Genomic DNA, 16,400 nt, shown 5'->3' with positions numbered 1-16,400 from the left:
AGAGGGTGCGACGAAGGAGTACCCGCCGGGAGGGAAGATCGAGGCTTCCAGGCCGAGAACCCGCGGCGCCAGCCGCCATATATCAGCCCTGGATGCTGGTGAGTTCGGCGGCGCGCAGGTCGTCGGGGAAGACGTAGCGGCGGAAGGCCCAGAAGCGGAACGCCATGGCCAGCAGTACGCCCAGGATCTGGCCGCTGATGAAGTTGGCGACCATCTGCACCGTCGAATCCACGTGCGGCACCCGCAGATTCAGGACGTACAGCGACAGCGCCTGCGGGATCATGGTGACCACGATGCCCAGCGCGCTGACGGTGAAGAACAGGGCGGCCTCGTGACTGCGGCCGCGTCCACCGCGGGTCCGGAAGGACCACTCGCGGTTGAGGATGTAGGAGGCGATGGTCGCGATCAGCGCGCCGAGCAGCCGCGCGGTCAGCGGCTTGTCGCCGAGCACGGTCAGCTTCACCGCGTAGACCACGCCGGTGTCGATGAACCAGGTGATCGCGCCGACGACCGCGAATTTCAGGAGTTCCCGGTGCTTCAACAGCAGGGAACGCAACGGCTCGGGGAGGCGTTGCACCACCGCATGGACTGCCACCACGCCGACAGTAGACGACCCGGCCCGGCCGCGCCCGTCCGGTCCCTCGCGGTCAGTCCAGCAGTTCGCCGCTCGGTTGTGGTTCGCGCCCACGCACTTCGATGGCGCCGATGACCAGATCCGGCGGCGGGACCAGTCCCAGATGCTCCCAGGCGGCGGCCGTGGCGACACGTCCGCGCGGGGTGCGGGCGACGAGTCCGGCGCGCACCAGGAACGGCTCACACACCTCCTCGACCGTGGCCGCTTCCTCGCCGACGGCGACCGCCAGCGTCGACACCCCGACCGGTCCCCCGCCGAAGCCACGCACCAGCGCGCCCAGCACGGCCCGGTCGAGCCGGTCCAGGCCGAGCGCGTCCACGTCGTAGACCTCGAGCGCGGCCCGCGCGATCTCGGTGGTAATCACGCCGTCGGCCCTGACCTCGGCGAAGTCGCGCACGCGGCGCAGCAGTCGATTGGCGATACGCGGGGTGCCCCGCGACCGTCCGGCGACTTCGGCGGCCGCGTCGTGGTCGATCCGCACGCCGAGGATGCGCGCCGAGCGCTGCAGGATGAGCAGCAGTTCGTCGGGTTCGTAGAAGTCCATGTGGCCGGTGAAGCCGAAGCGGTCGCGCAGCGGGCCGGTCAGCGCGCCGGAGCGGGTGGTGGCGCCGACCAGGGTGAACGGCGCGATGTCGAGCGGGATGGAGGTGGCGCCGGGGCCCTTGCCGACCACCACGTCGACGCGGAAGTCCTCCATCGCCAGATACAGCATCTCCTCGGCGGGCCGGGCCATCCGGTGGATCTCGTCGATGAACAGCACATCGCCTTCGACGAGGTTGGACAGCATGGCGGCCAGGTCGCCCGCGCGTTCCAGGGCGGGGCCGGAGGTGATGCGCAGCGCGGTGCCCAGTTCGGTGGCGATGATCATGGCCATGCTGGTCTTGCCGAGTCCGGGCGGGCCGGACAGCAGCACGTGGTCGGGGGTGGCGCCGCGCTGGCGGGCCCCGCGCAGCACCAGGGCCAACTGTTCGCGCACGCGCGGCTGGCCGATGAAGTCGTCGAGCGAGGTGGGACGCAGGCCGGTCTCGGTCTCGCCGTCGGAGTGCAGGAAGCCCGCGCTGACCGCGGACTCGTCCTCGAAATCGGGGTCCATGCGCTACCTGTTCTTGCCGAGCAGGCCGAGGGCCGCGCGCAGGGCGACGGAGGTGGACGCGGCGGGCTGGTCGGCCAGCACGGCGTCGACGGCCTGTTCGGCCAGTTTGGCCGGGAAACCCAGACCCACGAGCGCCTCGGCGACCTGCTCGCGCACCGGCGTGATCGGCGCCTGCGCGCCGGGCGGACCCGCCGGGACCGGGACCAGGTTCACCTTGTCGCGCAGTTCCACCACCATGCGCTCGGCGCCGCGCTTGCCGATGCCGGGCACCCGGGTCAGCGCGGAGACATTGCTCTCGGCCAGCGCCTTGCGCAGCGCCTCGGGTTCCAGGACGGCCAGCACCGCCATGGCCAGGCGTGGGCCGACGCCGGAGACGGTCTGCAGCAGGCCGAACAGGTCGCGGGCCTCGGTGTCGGCGAAGCCGAACAGCGTCATCGAGTCCTCGCGCACGATCATCGCCGTGTACAGCCTGGCTTCCTCGCCGCGGGTGAGGCCCGCGAGGGTGGCGGGGGTGACATTGAGTCGGTACCCGACTCCGGCGGCCTCGAGCACCACGTGATCGAGCGCGATCTCGAGCACCTCACCGCGTACCGACGCGATCACCCGCGCACCACCTTCCGTTGTTCGGCCAGCCGCTGTTCGTAGCGGCGCCGCACCTCGTCCGCCTTGGCCTGTGCCGCCGCCATCCGGTCCAGCAGCGGCGCCCGCCAACAATGACAGATGGCCAGCGCCAGCGCGTCGGCGGCGTCGGCGGGTTTCGGGGCGACCTTCAGGCCGAGAATCCGGGTCACCATCGCGGTGACCTGTGCCTTGTCGGCAGTGCCGTTACCGGTGACGGCGGCCTTCACCTCACTGGGCGTATGGAAGGCCACCCGGATTCCGCGCCGCGCGGCCGCCAGCGCGATCACCCCGCCCGCCTGCGCGGTCCCCATCGCCGTGCGCACATTGTGCTGGGCGAAGACCCGCTCGATCGCGACCGCCTCGGGCCGATGGGTGTCCATCCACTCCTCGGCCGCGTCGGCCACCGCCATCAGCCGATGGGCCAGTTCGGCGTCGACCGGCGTGCGCACCACCCCGACATCCACCGCGACGATCCGCCGCCCCGGCCCACTGTCCACCATGCTGAGCCCGCACCGGGTGAGCCCGGGATCGACGCCCATCACCCGCACCGGCACCCCTTCGAAGACACGAACAGTTGTTCGAAAGTCTAGAGCATCGCGCGGGGACCGACGGCCAGCGACACGATCCGGCCGACGGTCGGCTCGGACAGCGGGGACAGCACCCGCGCGAGGTCGGGGAGATCAGCTCCGCGTGAGCTACTAGCCCAGGGCAGCGATGAAGGCCGCGTGGGCCCGGTCGTCGAACAGCACGAAACGCACGTCGGGGACGACGAATTCGGCCGTCCGCACCGTCTCGATCGCGATCCGGGCGCCGTCGTCCATCGGCCAGCCGAAGATGCCGGTGGAGATCGCGGGAAACGCCACCGATGCGGCGCCCAGTTCCGTTGCCACACGCAGGGATTCGCGATAGCAGGAGGCCAGCAGGGCCGAGCGGTCCTCGGAGGCCGACCACACCGGGCCGACGGTGTGGATCACCCAGCGCGCGGGCAACCCACCGGCGGTGGTGGCAACGGCCTGGCCGGTCCGCAGGCCCTTGCCGTAGTGGGAGGCGCGCAGATCGCGGCAGGCGGACAGGATCTCGGGGCCGCCCTTGCGGTGGATCGCGCCGTCGACACCGCCGCCGCCGAGCAGCGAGGAGTTCGCGGCGTTGATCACCGCGTCGACGCGCTGTTCGGTGATGTCGCCGCGGACCGCCTCGATTCTCGTCATCGCTCCATTGTCGGTTTCGCGCGGCTCAGGTCGCCAGTGCTTATCGCGGCGTACCGTCGAGAAGGTCGCTGCCCGTCGATCCGTCCGAGCCGAGGAGAACCGCGTATGGCCACACCCACCGGCGAGATCCTGCCCACCGAAGAGGGCCGCGACCTGGTGATCACCCGGGCGCTGGGGTTGCCGATCGAGGAGGTCTGGGCCCGGCTGACCGACCCGCACCTGACCGCGAGCTGGTACGGCACCTGGGAGGGCGAGGCCGGGACCGGCAACACCGTCCGGGTGCAGATGCGCTTCGAGGAGGGCGAGCCCTGGACGGCCATGCGCATCGACGACTGCACCCCACCGATCCACCTGGCCCTGTCGGCCACCGACCAGATCGGCCTGTGGCGACTCGAGGTCACCCTGCTCGACATCGGCGCGGCCACCGAACTGCACCTGGTCCACCACCTGACCTCGGAGTACCAACTGGCCGAGATCCCCCAGATCGGCCCCGGCTGGGAGTACTACGCCGACATGTTCGTCGCCGCCTGCACCCACACCGAACGCCCCGACTTCGCCGACTACTACCCGTCCATGGCCGCGTACTACCGCAAGCTCGCCTAGCGGCGACCGTGGGACGCACGCCGCTGTGTCTCCCACGGCCACTGCCGATACGGATGGTTCGCTCGCCCCCTCCACGAGCGAACCGGGACTCCCCCTCCCGACCGATCAGGGCAGCGCTGCAAACCCTATGCGGCCTCTACTTGCTAGTGCAAGTTGCAAAAGCAAGTTCGCGGTGGCCGGATAAGGTGGCGCGTGGAGTTCGCGCGGACGGGTACACCGCCGGACGATGACGAAGGAGGTGCGAGGCCATGTCGGACCTCGACAACGATGCCGCGCCGACGGAATCCGACGCGGGCCCGGCGTTCTCCGAACGATTGCGGTTCCTGTTCGAGACGGTGTATCCGCGCGGCCGGGGCCCCTACAGCCAGACCGAAGTGGTCGACATGATCCGGGCCAACGGCGGTCGGATGACCACCGGCTACATGTCACAGTTGCTGTCGGGCAAGCGACGCTCACCCGCGTTGCCGACGCTCACCGACATCGCCACCGTATTCCGGGTTCCGATCGACTATTTCGGCGCGCCGGAGTCCTATGCCGAGATCCGGCGGCACATCGACTGGCTCGGCACGATCCGCGATTCCGGTGCCGAGCGGATCGCGGCCCGTAGCTACGACCCGGCCCAGGTGTTCGAGGTCGGGTTCCGGGAGCTGCGCCGGAGCACGATCGAACGCGACGACTGATTCAGGCCACCAACAGATAGGCCGCACCGGCGAGGACCGCGCCCACGAAAGAGCCCACAACGACCTGACCGCGACTGTGATCACCCAGCCACACCCGCGACCATCCGTTGACGGCGGTCAGCGGCAACGCGGCGAGGAACCACGGTGAGGCGATCAGCGCGAGCAGGATCGTCGTTCCCGCGCTCACGGCGGTGTGAACGCTCACCTTCCATTTGCCGACCACGGTGACGATGCCGATGCCGAACAGGACGACCAGCCCGGCCACCGTCCAGGCGATCAGCGCGCGCGGGGCGCCCAGCGCGATCTCGACGATCAGGCCGAGGCCCACGATGCCGAGAATCGCCGGAATCACCCAGCGCCGACCGTCGATATCGGTGACGTGGTGATCGCTGGCGATACCGCGCCGCACCCCGGCCAGGATGATGATCATCGGAATTGCGCCCGTGATCGCGGCGACGAACAGCCCCCACCCGGGTGCCCCCACCGCGAATCCGGCGATCGTGCCGGTCACGATGTTGATCACCCAGGGCGCACCGAGTTCGGTGATCACCCGCGCCGCGCGCGCTCGCGGTGCCATCGTCTCCGTCACGCCGAAACCTCCCGTTGCCCATCCCGATATGTCCGCGCCAAGGTCAACGCCCACGTGCGGTCGAGGTCCGCCGCGAGCACCGCCGATCGGATTCCGGCGCTGCTGAAGGCGGGCGAACATCGTCCGTGCAACAGCCAATCCGCCACTGCCGCAGCTACTTCCGTCATCTCGGCGACCTCGGTGCCGGGCGGTGCGGCGGTCTCGGCTTCCATACTCAACGCGTCCAGCAATTCGGTGACCCGGTCACCGGCCCGCTCCTCGATGCCGCTGCCCCGCCGGGAGGGCCGCCGAACTCCCGGCCAACGCGACGTCAGTTCCCGATGCAGCGGACCGATAGCCCGTAGTGTGCGGCGCGCACGCAGCCACGACACCACCGGTGACAACATCATGCCCACGAAGATCACCAGCACACCCACCGCGGACACCGCCCGGGTCACCTCGAAGACCACCGGCAGTGGGGGCGCGCCGAGCCAACGGACCGCCACGAAATAGCTCAGGCGGATCCACGCCCACACCGTCGCGGCGGCCAGCCCGGCCGACAGCAGGATCAGGCTCCAGCCGGTGAGGCTGCGCGCGTCGGCGGCTCGCGCGGTCATCACCATCAGGGCGGGGCACAGCAGCGCCGGGAACAGCGCTCCGGCGATGCCCGCCTCGGCGTATCCGGGCAGGTGGCTGTAGGTGATGTCGAACTCGAAGCCGCCCGCGGCCTGCGGAACGGCGGGAGCGCAGGCGAAGATCGTCATCGCCGCCACCGAGCCGACCACCGCGACCAGGCCGAGCACCCGCGCCCCGCGTGCCACCCGATCCGGATCGCTGGTCACCGCCAATGCCAGCACGCCCGAGGACGCGGCCATCACGTTGAACAGCACCATGCGCAGGCCGGTCGAGAAGTTCGATATCGGGACCAGTGCCTGCACCAGGGTCTCGACCGCCGGGATGTTCGAGCTCAGATGCACGGCGACGACACTCAGCGCCACCACCATGCTCCCGAGCACCCAGCCACGCGACCACCACCACCGCCACGCCCGGCTCACCACGGCGATCCACATCAGCGGCGCCAGCACCAGGGCGATCATCCCAGCGCCTCACCCCAGCGAGAGCGCAACCGCGGTCGCCTGCCGCCCATGGTCCGCAGGCGGGTCAGCAGCAGGCTCGCGAACTGCTCGGCAGCCGATTCCTCCTCGGCCGCACCCGCGTTCCCGCACTCCCGACGCAACATCAGCGCCGCCATGTCGTGCACCGAGTCCGGCAGCATCGTTCGCGCCAGGTCCACCACCGGCCGACCTCGATGTCCCAGGACGATGTGACCGAGTTCGTGCGCGATGGTCCGGTCCCGGGTCTGGACCCAGGACGCGACACTCACCTCGTCATGGTCGGGGAAGTGGACCCACTGTCCGAACACTCCGGTCGGCAGTGCGGCGTCCTCGACCAGACGCAACGGCCTGCCCCGGTCGCGGGCGATCGCCGCCACCAATCCGGGCAGTGACCGGGATTCCTCCACCGTCGCCGTGGTGAAGATGCGATCGACCGCCGCATGGACAGTCGATCCGGTGAACACGCCTGTCATCCAACCACACCCGGGCCCCACCGGCCGAGGGGAGCGGAAAGCACTCAGCCCCGACCGTTTCCGGCCGGGGCTGGGTGGGTGCGCGAGGAGATCACTCGTCGTCGAGCTGGGCGGCGACCTCGTCGGAGATGTCGACGTTGGTGTAGACGTTCTGCACGTCGTCGCTGTCTTCCAGGGCGTCGACCAGCTTGAGCACCTTGCGGGCGCCCTCGGCGTCGACGGCGACCGAGACCGAGGCCTGGAAGCCGGATTCGGCCGAGTCGTAGTCGATGCCCGCGGACTGCAGCGCCGAGCGCACGGCGATCAGATCGCCGGGCTCGCTGATGATCTCGAAGGCCTCGCCCAGGTCGTTGACCTCTTCGGCGCCCGCGTCGAGGACGTGCTCGAGGATGTCGTCCTCGGACAGGCCGTTCTTCTCGAGGGTCACCACGCCCTTGCGGCCGAACAGGTAGGCCACCGAACCCGGGTCGGCCATGTTGCCGCCGTTGCGGGTCATCGCGACACGGACCTCACCGGCGGCGCGGTTGCGGTTGTCGGTGAGGCACTCGATGAGCACCGCGACACCGTTGGGGCCGTAACCCTCGTACATGATGGTCTGCCAGTCGGCGCCACCGGCCTCTTCACCGCCGCCGCGCTTGCGGGCGCGCTCGATGTTGTCGTTGGGGACCGACGACTTCTTCGCCTTCTGGATGGCGTCGTACAGCGTCGGGTTGCCCGCAGGGTCACTACCACCGGTGCGGGCCGCCACCTCGATGTTCTTGATCAGCTTGGCGAAGAGTTTGCCGCGCTTGGCGTCGATTCCCGCCTTCTTGTGCTTGGTGGTGGCCCATTTGGAGTGGCCGCTCATGCCCTACTTCCTTCAGGTCGGTTGCGCGTCTGCCCGGGCGGACAAGCTCGATCCAGCCTACTCGGGCCGCGCGCGCCCGTGGACGCGGGCGTTACCGCGCCGAACGAACCCGGTCGACGAACAGCTCGTGCACCCGCAGATCGCCGGTGACCTCGGGGTGGAACGAGGTCGCCACGACATCGCCCTGCCGCGCGGCCACGATGCGCCCCTGGGCGGGTCCGTGCGGCACCCGCGCCAGCACCTCGACGCCCTCGCCCACCCGCTCGACCCACGGCGCGCGGATGAACACGGCCCGCACGGGCGTGTCGAGCCCGGTGAAGTCCAGGTCGGTCTCGAAGGAGTCGACCTGGCGGCCGAAGGCGTTGCGCCGCACCGTCATATCGATGCCGGACAGGTGCTGGGCGTCGGCGCGGGTGTCGAGCACCTGCGAGGCCAGCAGGATCATGCCCGCGCAGGAGCCGAAGGCGGGCAGTCCGTCGCGCAGCCGCGCGCGCAGCGGTTCGAGCAGGTCGAAGGCCACCAGCAGCTTGGAGATGGCGGTGGACTCGCCGCCGGGCAGCACCAGTCCGTCGACCGCGGCCAGCTCCGACTCGCGGCGCACCAGCACCGCCCTGGCACCGCAGTGCTCCAGCGCGGCAACGTGTTCGCGCACGTCGCCCTGCAGGGCGAGCACACCGATGGTGGGCCGGTCGGTCGAGGTTGCGTTCACAGCCGGTGAGCTTACGAGCCGCGCCGGTGTGCGCCCGCTCACGCCCTAGGTGTGGCGCGGGGTGCGGATCAGGCCCTCCTGGACCACCGCGGCGACCAGGTTGCCCTCGCGGTCCCAGATCTTGCCGCCGGTCAGCGCGCGACCGAACCCGGCCGAGGGCGAGGACTGGTCGTAGAGCAGCCACTCGTCGGCGCGGAAGGGGCGCAGGAACCACATGGCGTGGTCGAGCGAGGCGTCCTGGGTGGGCACGCCGGGGTGGGCCACCTTGGACGAGCCGAGCAGCGTCATATCGCTCATGTAGGCCAGCGTGCAGACGTGGAACAGCGGGTCGTCGGGCAGCGGGTGGCGGTACCGGAACCACACCTGCTGCGGGGAGACCGCGCCGTCGCGGGCCACGACCTGGTCCTGCGGGACGGTGCGGATGTCCCAGTGCTCCCACTCGCGCATGGCCCACAGCCGCTCGGGGCTCATGGTGACGCTGGCGTCGGGCAGGCCCTCGGGCGCCTCGACCGCGGGCATCACGTCCTGGTGTTCGGGCCCCTCGTCGCCACGGTGGAAGGAGGCCGACATCATGAAGATCGCCTGTCCGTCCTGCACGCCGGTGACCCGACGGGTGCAGAAGGAGCGGCCGTCGCGGATGCGCTCCACCAGGTAGACCGTCGGCGCCTCCGGATTGCCCGGGCGCAGGAAGTAGCCGTGCAGCGAGTGCACCTGGTAGTCGGGGTCGACGGTGCGCACCGCCGAGACCAGTGCCCGCCCGGCGACCTGACCACCGAAGGTGCGCGTCAGCTGGGATTCGGTCGCCGCACCACGGAAGATGTCGCGTTCCAGCTGCTCGATCTCGAGCGCCTCTTCGATAGTCGCCATGTGCCCGAGATTATCCCGTCCCCGACCGTCCGGTCTGTCCGGCTCGGCACTGTGGCGCGGAATTTGCTGTGATAGTGCGGTGCCGTCGTTCACGCCCCTGTCCCCCTCGGCGCTCGCCGAACTCGTCGCCGACCGGCTGACGAGGTTGCCGGGGCGCCGCGTGCTCGCCGTCGACGGGCCCGACGCGGCCGCACCGAGAAAGCTGGCCGAGCGGATCGCCGAGACGCTCGGGGCCGGGGGCCGCTCGGCCGAGGTGGTCGCGCTGCGTGATTTCGTCCGCCCGGCCTCGCTGCGGATGGAGTACGGCCGCGACGACGAATGGTCCTATCGCACCGCCTGGTTCGACTACGACGCGCTGCGCCGCGAGATCCTCGTCCCGCTGCGCGCCACCGGCCGCTGGCTGCCCGCCCTCTGGGACGAGGACCGCGACCGGTCCGCCCGTGCCGCCGTGCGCACCGCGCCCGCCGATCTCGTGGTGGTGACGGCGGGCCCGATGCTGCTGGGCCGCGACCTCGACTTCGACCTCACCGTGCGCCTGGAACTGAGCCCACCGGCGGCCCTGCGCCGCACCCCGCCCGAGGAGCACTGGACCCTGCCCGCGCTGGCCGCCCACGCCGCGGAAAATCCCGAGGCGGCGACGTGGACGCTGCGCTGGGACCACCCGGACCGGCCCGCCCTGCGGGTCGGCTGAGCGCTCCCGAACGCGCGAAGGCCCCGCCCGGAACGTGTTCCCGGCGGGGCCTCGCGCACCGATCAGGCGCAGGCGGCCGACTGCTGGCCGAAGTTGGTCAGCATCTGGCAGGCCCAGGCCTGCTGCACCTTCCAGGTGCCGTTGTCGGCGACGAAGGGCACGTCGACGACATTGGTCTGGCCGTTGACGGTGAAGTTGGCCTTGGCGTTGACGCTGTCGCCGAAGGAGGTCACCTCGGTGACCTGCACCTGCACGCCCGCGTCCTTGGCGGCCTGGGCCAGACGGTTGGGCAGCTCCGGATCGGCGGCCACACCCTGCACGAACTCGAGCTTCTGCTCGTTCGGGATCGACGGGTCCAGCGCGGTGTTGAGCTGCTCGCTGAGCTGCTCCACGGTCGGCACCGCGGGAAGGTTCGCGCTGGGCGTGGCCGCGGCCGAGCTCGAGGTGCTCGTGCTGGGCTTGGCGGTGGTCGTGCCCTTGTCGTCACTGCACGCGCTCATGCCGAGCGCGGCGACCACGGCCAGGCCAGCGATCGCCACACGTCCGGTCCTACGAAGCTTCATCCACTCGTCCTTCATCTCGGGTCACTCGTTCTCGCCCGGTGGGCGGGAGGCACGGGCCGCGCGCCCGTACGACGCGGGCCACGATGCCACGGCGCGCACGCTACCGAGTGATGTTGAGGAAACTCTGAGACACACACAATGCCCGCCGGTGCGCGCTGTGCCGAGGTTCAGGTCGAGGCAACCGATTCCAGCCTCGCGGCGATCACGCGCGGGTCGACCCGGGTGGGCAGCACACTGTCGGCGGGCACCGGCATGCGCAGCAGCACCTCGGCGGCTTCGCGCAGCGTGCACGTCTCGGGTCCGAGCACCGCGCGCACGGTCATCAGTCGGAACACCGTGGCGCGCGGGTAGCGGTCCAGAGCCGGTGCCAGCGCGGGCAATCCCCCGGTCCGGAAGGCCGCGCGCAGATCTTCGAGCCCGAGGGTCTCCCGTGGTGTCAGCCGGGCCACGGCACCGGCCATGCCTTCGGGTCGCAGGGCCGCGAGGGCGGTGGCCAGCCGCCAGACGTAGGCGTCGTGTTCGTCCACCAGCAGCGGGTGGTCCTTGGCGAATTCGGGCCAGTCGGCCGCCTGCGCCCAGGTGGCACCGTCGGCGAAGTCCGCCACCCAGGGGCCGTCGTCCGCGTCGGCTGTCACCGCGCGGAACAACGCCGGTGGCAGGTCGGTGTGCTCGGCCAGCAGGACCGCGTCGTAGAGGTCCTTGCCCTCGGGGTAGATGTCGGTGGCGAGCCACAGCAGTTTCCACGCCAGCGACAACCGCGGACTCGCCGCGAGCAGGATCGTGGCCGGGCCGGGCGTGGCGAGCCGGGCGAGTTCGGTGCGGACCGGCGGTTCGGGTAGCTGTTCACCGAAGACGAAGTCCAGTTGCACGCTGCCGCCGGGGACGCCGGGCTCGATGCTCGACCAGGGCAGGAGCAGGCGGCGGCCCGGCACGCGGTCATAGGTCCAGATCTGGTCGGAGACCGCCGCGGCGGGATCGATGCGCACCGTGCTGTCGGGCTGGGCCGCCCGCGCGGTCGCCGCGGCGGCGATCTCGTCGAACGCGGCGGCGGTGCGCGGGTCGTCCAGGGTCCAGGTCGGGTCGAGCACCACGAAATCCAGATCACCGGGCTCCCTGGCGTCCTCGCCGAACCAGGCGCGCAGCAGCACACTGCCGCGCACCATCACCCGTTCGGCCCAGGGGGTGTCGGCGAGCCCGGCCAGGACGTGGTCCAACGCGGCGCGGCGGGCGGTGCGCCAGGTACGGGCGATCGTGTCGTCGTCGAAAGCCGGTTCGCTCAACCGCATCCCGTGCCAGCGGTCCGCGAAGGCCGGATCGAAGACGGGCCGCTGCCGCACACCGACCCCACCGACCGGCAGCAGCGTCGCCGGGAACCGCGCCGGGTCGACCCGGTCGTTCGTCGGCGGCTCGGTGGGCACGCGATGCTGTTCGGCGCGCCACGGACCGCGCGGCGCATGCCGCCACGGCGTCACCGGCGCGGTGCCGCCGTCTGCGGACAGCCAGCCGTCGTCGACCGATTCGTCGCTGTCGAAGACCACGAATTCCTGTTCGGTGGACAGTATCTCGTAGCCGTGCTCGCGCAGTACCGCGCGCAGCAGACCGAGCCGGTGCTCGGCGCTGTGCCTGCCCGACAGCGTGCACCGCTGGGTGACGAACCTTTCGGCGCGGCCGTCCTCGCGCACCCGCCGGGCATTGGCCGACACGTGCGCGTGGTGCCCGGCGCAGGCGGCGGCCAGCGCCACGAGGTCGGCGTCGGCGGGCAGCACGACCTTGATGTGGTGTTCGAAGTAGTACCGGGAACCCAGTTCCCGCGCACGGCGATCGGTGGCCGGGACGCCACGCGCCCGATAGTCGGCCTCGATCTTCGTGCGGATGAGCGCGAAGTCCGCGGCGCGCAGGTCGGCGGCGGCCGACTCGGCGAGCGCGGTGACGCTCGCGAGGTCACCGGTGTGGCGCAGGGTGAGCATCGGCTGGTCGGCGACGCGACCCCGGGCCAGCACGATATGGGTGAACTTCATCTCCCGCCGCACCCCGAAGCTCTCCACCGCGGCGAGTTCGGTCGCGCTCGCGGCGCGCACGGTCAGATGGATCTCGAAATTGCCGACGAACTCGACCTCGGTACTCACCTGTTCATGATCACAGCACGCGCAACCGGATTCGTCGGGCTATCCGGCCGCGCGGATCTCCCGTAACCCGGTGACCGCCCCGACCAGCCGCGCGTGGGTGTCGGCGTCGGCGGCGGCGATCAGCCCGTGCGGCGCGCTGTGTAAGGGTTGTCCGGCCAGCCCCGTGACCACGCAACCCGCGGCCTGACACAGGGCGATGGCGGCAGTGAAGTGCACGCTGTCGCGCAGGTCGCCCCCGGTGACGTAGGCGGCGCGACGCCCGGCGGCGACCCAGGCCGTGGCCAGCGAGGTCGAGAGCACCCTGGCGTGGAACCGCCCGGCGAACCCGGTCGCGTCGAACAGACGCGCCGGAGTCGACCAGGGGAACGGATTGTCCAGGTCGACGTCGACGAGCCTGCTCTCGGCCGAGGGGATCAACGGCGCGTCGAGGCCCTCGTGCCGCACGAACGCGCCCTCGCCCGTCGTCCAGAACACCTCGGCGGCGAAGGGATCGGCGGTGGCGGCCGCGGTCACCTCCGTACCGACGCGCAGCGCGACATTGACCGCGGCGGTGGTGGTCTTGACCGCGAAATTGCGCGTCCCGCACAGGGGATCGATGAACCAGACGCGCTCCCCCGCGTCCGAACCGGTGACTCCCGACTCCTCCGCGACGAACCGGTCCCCCGGCCGGGCGCTGGTCAGCAGGTCGAGGATGGCCCGCTCGGCGGCGAGGTCGGCGTGGGTGGCGAAGTCGTCGCCGTGCTTGGCGTGCCGGGTGACCGGCTCCCGGAACGCGTCCCGAATGGCTCCGGATGCGACTTGCGTTGCGCGAATGGCGATTTCGATATCCGAATGGTGCACCTCTTCCAGGCTACGGGCTCGGGCGCATCCGGACAGCGAAACTTTCAGTTCATGCTGCCCTCCATCGGGATGTAGATCTCGGCGGCCTCGGCGAAGCCCGACCCGGTGAGTTCGGCCAGGGCCAGCGCCTCGTCGATCTTGCGCAGCGCCAGCCGCACGGACGCGCGGTCGTTCCACTGGTCCCCCACCGCCTCGAGGGGTTCGGCATTGCGGGCGAGCCAGTCGCGCAGGGGACCCACCTCGGCCGGTGCCGCGTAGCCGCCGATCGCGTAGTTGGTGGGGATGGTCCAGTTGGATTCCCAGGTCAGCGTGGGGAATTCGGCGGGCAGCACCCCGAGCAGCGGGTCGTTGCCGCCGAGCGGGGCGTAGCCGTCGGTGGCGGCGGATTCGGCCAGTTCGGTGGGCCAGAGTCGACCGCGCTGGATCCAGCCCGGCAGCAGCGCGGCGAGGAATTCGACCAGGGCGAACTGGGCGTTACCGGTCAGCGCGTCCGCGGCGTCGATGTCGTCGCCGTCGGCATTGCGGATGCTCGGCCTGCCCGCGCGCACCGCGGCGGCGGCCTCGCGCAGCAGATCGAGTTTCCAGCGGAAACCGGTGGCGAGGTGCTCGTCGGCGGGCAGGGTCCCAGCGGTGTCGGGCTCGACGCGGTCGAGCAGGGCCCGGTCGAGCTGGGCGAGCTGGGTGCGGGCCAGCTCGTCGACCTCGCCGACCTCGGCCTTCGTGTAGCGCAGCACGGTCTCGGCGACGGCCTCCGGCGCGTCGGCGGTGACGAAGAACGGCCTGCCCCAGACGTAGAGGGAGGCGTCGAAATCGGTGCGGGCACAGGCTTTCAGCGTGCCGAGCCCCCACGCGTTCGCCCGGAAGCGCACCTTGGCCTGGCGGACCGCGTCGGCGACCAGGTCGTCGAGGTCGTCGTCGCTGCCGCGCCCGGCCAGGAACGGGGTGAGCCGTTCCTCCACGAGCCGCAGGTCGATCGGATGAAAGCTGATGTCGTAACCCATATTTCACGACCCTAGGGCCACGCACCGACAACCGGCGGCTAGAGCGCCAGGTACGCCGCCAGCCCCAGACCCGCGACGCCGATGCCGACCCGCAGCACGCCCGGCGGGATCACCTTCACCACCGGCGGCCCGCACCAGCCGCCGACGAAGGCGCCCGCGCCCAGCGCCAGCGCCGCACCCCAGTGCACCGGCCCGAAGGCCGCGAAGCCGATGGCGGCGACGAGATTGGCGATGCCGAGCAGGAAGCTCTTGAGCACCGAGGCGCTCCACACCGATTCCGAGGTGCACAGCAGCATCATCGACAGGTAGATCACCCCGGCGCCCGCGCCGAAATAGCCGCCGTAGACCGAGATCAGCAGAATGCCCAGCGGCACGATCCACGGTGCGCTGAGCTCACCCACATGACGCCGCACCACCGGCTGCACCAGCAGCGCGAGCGAGGCGATGGCCACCAGGAAGGGCACGACCACCTCGAAGGTCCCCTCGGGCGCCACCAGCAGGGCCAGCGCGCCGAGTAGCCCACCGAGGGCCGAGAGCGCCGCCCACCGCACCAGCGTGGCCCCCCGCCCCGTCAGCTCGCGCCCGGAATTCGCCGTCGCCCCGACGCCGACGGCGACCATCGCGACGGTATTGGTGACATTGGCCGTGACCGGCGGCAGTCCCACGGCCAACAGCGCCGGATAGGAGACGATGGAGGCCATCCCGGTGACGAACCCGATCAAGCCGGTGAACAATCCCGCGACGACCAGCAGGAAGAAGTCGAGCACGGTCACGGACCGACTGTACGGTATGCCCAGGTGGCAGCTCCTTGCCGGTGCTAACCGGCCCGCACGGGGGTGTTGCGGAAGCTGGTGAACCGGCGATCCGGTTCTGAGCGCCCGCTACGACCCCGCCCCGCGCGCCTGAATCCGCCTTCGCCCCACCATGTTCACGCGCACTGCTCGTCGGTGACCCGTGCCACGATGGCAGGGTGCAGACAACGCTCTTCCAACCCGGTGAACCCAGCGAGCCCGGCGTGCGTGATCGCCTCGATTCCCATTCCGTCGCGCGGCTCGACGGCGTCACCGGTTTCGCCGACCTCCGCGAGGCACTGACGGCGCTGCGTGCCGCGCACCCCGACGCCCGGCTGCTGTGCACCTACGACGACCTGAACCAGTGCGCGTACACGAGCATGCACGCCACCCACGTCCTCGACGAGGACAGAGAGGTCGAGGAGTACGACTACGACGACCCGGCGGCCGTGCACCGCGCCGAGACCGCGACCCTCGCGCATATCGCCGCCCTCCTCGACGATCCCGACCGCCGTGTCGACTGGGCGTCGCTGCCGGGCAGCCGGGCGGCCACCGAGACCGATCTCGACCACCTCGTGCGGCTCAACCACGCCCCCGACCGCGCCCTCGACCCCACCGTCGTGGTCCAGCGCGTCCCCGTGGACCGCGACGACCTGGCCATCGCGGGCATCCCGAACGGCTACTTCGCCGACGACTGGACCATCTTCGCCAATCACGCCGTCATCCGGCGGATGGCCGGGCACGGCTACCGCCATGTCGCGATCGGTGCCGCGCTGCTGGCCTTCGACCGACCCACCGCACCGACCGTCGAGGAGGCCGCGGCCGTGGTCTCCGACCTCATCCACCTCTACGGTCTGCCCGAATCCATCGCCTGGCACGAACTCGGGGTCCTGCTGCCCGAACGCGACCTGCTCGTCGTCGGGTACGCCGAGGACTTCGGGGACGCGCTCGACCTCGAACGGCCGTGACA

General features: G+C 70.8%; 20 protein-coding genes. 4 read left to right on the top strand and 16 right to left on the bottom strand.

Annotated elements, in window-relative coordinates; all coding sequences use genetic code 11:
* Positions 1–82: 82 nt before the first annotated feature.
* From QC180_RS19295 to QC180_RS19275, 5 genes are all read right to left on the bottom strand, one after another.
* The gene (locus tag QC180_RS19295; protein WP_278264170.1) at positions 83–595 is read right to left on the bottom strand and encodes a GtrA family protein; all 513 of its coding nucleotides are present in this window, start codon (positions 593–595) and stop codon (positions 83–85) included.
* Between the two features lie 52 nt (positions 596–647).
* Entirely contained in the window at positions 648–1,727 is a 1,080-nt protein-coding gene (gene ruvB / locus QC180_RS19290; protein WP_278264169.1) for a Holliday junction branch migration DNA helicase RuvB, read from the bottom strand.
* 3 nt (positions 1,728–1,730) lie between these two features.
* Positions 1,731–2,330, bottom strand: coding sequence for a Holliday junction branch migration protein RuvA (gene ruvA, locus QC180_RS19285; RefSeq protein WP_278264168.1), 600 nt, complete (start codon positions 2,328–2,330; stop codon positions 1,731–1,733).
* Entirely contained in the window at positions 2,327–2,896 is a 570-nt protein-coding gene (gene ruvC / locus QC180_RS19280; RefSeq protein WP_278264167.1) for a crossover junction endodeoxyribonuclease RuvC, read from the bottom strand. The genes ruvA and ruvC overlap by 4 nt, the downstream gene beginning before the upstream one ends.
* A gap of 150 nt (positions 2,897–3,046) precedes the next feature.
* Positions 3,047–3,556: an O-acetyl-ADP-ribose deacetylase gene (locus QC180_RS19275; RefSeq protein ID WP_278264166.1), complete on the bottom strand. Its 510-nt coding sequence runs from the start codon at positions 3,554–3,556 to the stop codon at positions 3,047–3,049.
* 105 nt (positions 3,557–3,661) lie between these two features.
* On the opposite strand from QC180_RS19275, the gene QC180_RS19270 reads away from it, so the two are divergent.
* On the top strand, positions 3,662–4,159 hold the full coding sequence (locus tag QC180_RS19270; protein WP_278264165.1) for an SRPBCC domain-containing protein: 498 nt from the start codon (positions 3,662–3,664) through the stop codon (positions 4,157–4,159).
* 248 nt (positions 4,160–4,407) lie between these two features.
* On the top strand, positions 4,408–4,839 hold the full coding sequence (locus QC180_RS19265; protein ID WP_278264164.1) for a helix-turn-helix domain-containing protein: 432 nt from the start codon (positions 4,408–4,410) through the stop codon (positions 4,837–4,839).
* A gap of 1 nt (position 4,840) precedes the next feature.
* On the opposite strand, the gene QC180_RS19260 is transcribed toward QC180_RS19265, so the two are convergent.
* The 6 genes from QC180_RS19260 to QC180_RS19235 form a co-directional block, all read right to left on the bottom strand.
* A complete protein-coding gene (locus QC180_RS19260; protein WP_278264163.1) occupies positions 4,841–5,428 on the bottom strand; it encodes a phosphatase PAP2 family protein in 588 nt (195 codons plus the stop codon).
* Positions 5,425–6,504 (bottom strand): hypothetical protein, encoded by a 1,080-nt coding sequence (locus tag QC180_RS19255; protein WP_278264162.1) that lies wholly within the window; start codon positions 6,502–6,504, stop codon positions 5,425–5,427. Before QC180_RS19255 ends, QC180_RS19260 begins: the two co-directional genes overlap by 4 nt.
* Positions 6,501–6,995 (bottom strand): ImmA/IrrE family metallo-endopeptidase, encoded by a 495-nt coding sequence (locus QC180_RS19250; protein ID WP_278264161.1) that lies wholly within the window; start codon positions 6,993–6,995, stop codon positions 6,501–6,503. The genes QC180_RS19255 and QC180_RS19250 overlap by 4 nt, the downstream gene beginning before the upstream one ends.
* Before the next feature lie 91 nt (positions 6,996–7,086).
* A complete protein-coding gene (locus QC180_RS19245; RefSeq protein WP_278264160.1) occupies positions 7,087–7,842 on the bottom strand; it encodes a YebC/PmpR family DNA-binding transcriptional regulator in 756 nt (251 codons plus the stop codon).
* A 91-nt stretch (positions 7,843–7,933) separates the two neighbouring features.
* Positions 7,934–8,551: a pyridoxal 5'-phosphate synthase glutaminase subunit PdxT gene (pdxT, locus tag QC180_RS19240; RefSeq protein WP_278264159.1), complete on the bottom strand. Its 618-nt coding sequence runs from the start codon at positions 8,549–8,551 to the stop codon at positions 7,934–7,936.
* A 45-nt stretch (positions 8,552–8,596) separates the two neighbouring features.
* Complete coding sequence (locus tag QC180_RS19235) at positions 8,597–9,418, bottom strand: acyl-CoA thioesterase (RefSeq protein ID WP_278264158.1); 822 nt, start codon at positions 9,416–9,418, stop codon at positions 8,597–8,599.
* Between the two features lie 79 nt (positions 9,419–9,497).
* Between QC180_RS19235 and QC180_RS19230 the strand changes: the two genes are divergently transcribed.
* The gene (locus tag QC180_RS19230; protein WP_278264157.1) at positions 9,498–10,109 is read left to right on the top strand and encodes a nucleoside/nucleotide kinase family protein; all 612 of its coding nucleotides are present in this window, start codon (positions 9,498–9,500) and stop codon (positions 10,107–10,109) included.
* Between the two features lie 62 nt (positions 10,110–10,171).
* Here QC180_RS19230 and QC180_RS19225 read toward each other — a convergent pair whose 3' ends face one another.
* The 5 genes from QC180_RS19225 to QC180_RS19205 all read right to left on the bottom strand — a co-directional run bounded on the left by QC180_RS19225 (position 10,172) and on the right by QC180_RS19205 (position 15,412).
* The gene (locus QC180_RS19225; RefSeq protein WP_278264156.1) at positions 10,172–10,672 is read right to left on the bottom strand and encodes a WKL family lipoprotein; all 501 of its coding nucleotides are present in this window, start codon (positions 10,670–10,672) and stop codon (positions 10,172–10,174) included.
* A 167-nt stretch (positions 10,673–10,839) separates the two neighbouring features.
* Positions 10,840–12,798: a nucleotidyl transferase AbiEii/AbiGii toxin family protein gene (locus tag QC180_RS19220; RefSeq protein ID WP_278264155.1), complete on the bottom strand. Its 1,959-nt coding sequence runs from the start codon at positions 12,796–12,798 to the stop codon at positions 10,840–10,842.
* A gap of 39 nt (positions 12,799–12,837) precedes the next feature.
* Complete coding sequence (locus QC180_RS19215) at positions 12,838–13,638, bottom strand: inositol monophosphatase family protein (RefSeq protein ID WP_278264154.1); 801 nt, start codon at positions 13,636–13,638, stop codon at positions 12,838–12,840.
* A gap of 44 nt (positions 13,639–13,682) precedes the next feature.
* Positions 13,683–14,639, bottom strand: a complete 957-nt coding sequence (locus QC180_RS19210) for a hypothetical protein (RefSeq protein ID WP_278264153.1) — start codon at positions 14,637–14,639, stop codon at positions 13,683–13,685.
* Positions 14,640–14,677: 38 nt separating this feature from the next.
* Positions 14,678–15,412, bottom strand: coding sequence for a sulfite exporter TauE/SafE family protein (locus QC180_RS19205; protein WP_278264152.1), 735 nt, complete (start codon positions 15,410–15,412; stop codon positions 14,678–14,680).
* A gap of 197 nt (positions 15,413–15,609) precedes the next feature.
* Here QC180_RS19205 and QC180_RS19200 point away from each other — a divergent pair, with 197 nt between their 5' ends.
* Positions 15,610–16,398: a hypothetical protein gene (locus tag QC180_RS19200; protein ID WP_278264151.1), complete on the top strand. Its 789-nt coding sequence runs from the start codon at positions 15,610–15,612 to the stop codon at positions 16,396–16,398.
* The last annotated feature ends 2 nt before the right edge of the window (positions 16,399–16,400 follow it).

The organism is Nocardia anocheti (genome assembly GCF_029675105.1).
Taxonomy (GTDB): domain Bacteria; phylum Actinomycetota; class Actinomycetes; order Mycobacteriales; family Mycobacteriaceae; genus Nocardia.
The sequence above is the reverse complement of the archived record's forward strand: the minus strand, read 5'-3'. Positions and strand labels throughout refer to the sequence as shown.

Coding starts and splice junctions, on each gene's coding strand:
- QC180_RS19255 (WP_278264162.1), bottom strand. CDS start 6,504: ATGATCGCCCTGGTGCTGGCGCCGCTGATGTGGATCGCCGTGGTGAGC.
- QC180_RS19210 (WP_278264153.1), bottom strand. CDS start 14,639: ATGGGTTACGACATCAGCTTTCATCCGATCGACCTGCGGCTCGTGGAG.
- QC180_RS19275 (WP_278264166.1), bottom strand. CDS start 3,556: ATGACGAGAATCGAGGCGGTCCGCGGCGACATCACCGAACAGCGCGTC.
- QC180_RS19265 (WP_278264164.1), top strand. CDS start 4,408: ATGTCGGACCTCGACAACGATGCCGCGCCGACGGAATCCGACGCGGGC.
- QC180_RS19245 (WP_278264160.1), bottom strand. CDS start 7,842: ATGAGCGGCCACTCCAAATGGGCCACCACCAAGCACAAGAAGGCGGGA.
- QC180_RS19250 (WP_278264161.1), bottom strand. CDS start 6,995: ATGACAGGCGTGTTCACCGGATCGACTGTCCATGCGGCGGTCGATCGC.
- QC180_RS19235 (WP_278264158.1), bottom strand. CDS start 9,418: ATGGCGACTATCGAAGAGGCGCTCGAGATCGAGCAGCTGGAACGCGAC.
- QC180_RS19270 (WP_278264165.1), top strand. CDS start 3,662: ATGGCCACACCCACCGGCGAGATCCTGCCCACCGAAGAGGGCCGCGAC.
- QC180_RS19225 (WP_278264156.1), bottom strand. CDS start 10,672: ATGAAGCTTCGTAGGACCGGACGTGTGGCGATCGCTGGCCTGGCCGTG.
- ruvB (WP_278264169.1), bottom strand. CDS start 1,727: ATGGACCCCGATTTCGAGGACGAGTCCGCGGTCAGCGCGGGCTTCCTG.